The organism is Vibrio sp. 1159, assembly GCF_033340395.1.
Taxonomy (GTDB): Bacteria; Pseudomonadota; Gammaproteobacteria; order Enterobacterales; family Vibrionaceae; genus Vibrio; species Vibrio alginolyticus.
Genome location: NZ_JAWOWL010000192.1, coordinates 1 through 1,027, shown reverse-complemented (window position 1 = coordinate 1,027; position 1,027 = coordinate 1). Strand labels below are relative to the sequence as shown.

Annotated in this window: 1 protein-coding gene; it reads left to right on the top strand. The window is 46.4% G+C overall.

Going from position 1 to position 1,027, the window contains the following annotated elements; all coding sequences use genetic code 11:
• A partial coding sequence (locus tag R7127_RS26925) for an AAA family ATPase (protein WP_318148765.1) occupies positions 1-1,027 on the top strand: 1,027 nt, incomplete at both ends.

Genomic DNA, 1,027 nt, shown 5'->3' with positions numbered 1-1,027 from the left:
AGCTCGGATAGTGTCGAAGAAACAGGTTCCGATGAGCGTTTAGAAAGCTTTGCAACAAACCTCAACCAAGTGGCGAAGGCCGGTAATATTGATCCATTAATTGGCCGTGACAAAGAGCTAGAACGTACGATCCAAGTTCTATGTCGTCGTCGTAAGAATAACCCATTGCTCGTTGGTGAAGCCGGTGTGGGTAAAACGGCAATTGCAGAAGGCCTAGCTTGGAGAATTGTTGAAGGCCAAGTACCTGAGGTGATTCAAAATAGCGTTATCTACTCACTTGATATCGGTTCGCTGCTAGCAGGCACTAAGTATCGTGGTGATTTCGAGAAACGTTTCAAATCGATTTTGAAGCAGCTTGAAAAAGAAGAAGATGCCATCCTGTTCATTGATGAGATCCATACTATTATCGGTGCTGGTGCAGCGTCTGGTGGCCAAGTCGATGCGGCAAACTTGATTAAACCTCTACTAAGTAGCGGTAAGTTGCGCTGTATTGGTTCAACTACCTACCAAGAGTACAGCAATATTTTCGAAAAAGAGCGTGCGCTATCTCGTCGCTTCCAAAAAATCGACGTTGTAGAACCATCTCTGGACGATACAACCAAGATCCTGATGGGCTTGAAACCAAAGTACGAAGCTCACCACGAAGTGCGTTACACCAACAAAGCACTGCGTGCAGCCGTAGAGCTGTCTGCGAAGTACATCAACGAACGTCATCTACCTGACAAAGCGATTGACGTTATTGATGAAGCCGGTGCTCGTAGTCGATTAGCTCCAGCAAGTCGTCGTAAGAAGACGGTTGGCGTGGCTGATATTGAAGCCATGGTTGCAAAAATGGCTCGAATTCCAGAGAAGTCGGTGTCTTCATCTGACAAAGACATCTTGAAGAATCTTGATGGCAAACTGAAGATGCTAGTCTTTGGTCAAGACAACGCTATTGATGCGCTTTCGGAGGCTATCAAACTGTCTCGTGCTGGTTTGGGCGTAGATAACAAGCCTGTGGGTTCGTTCTTGTTTGCAGGGCCTACTG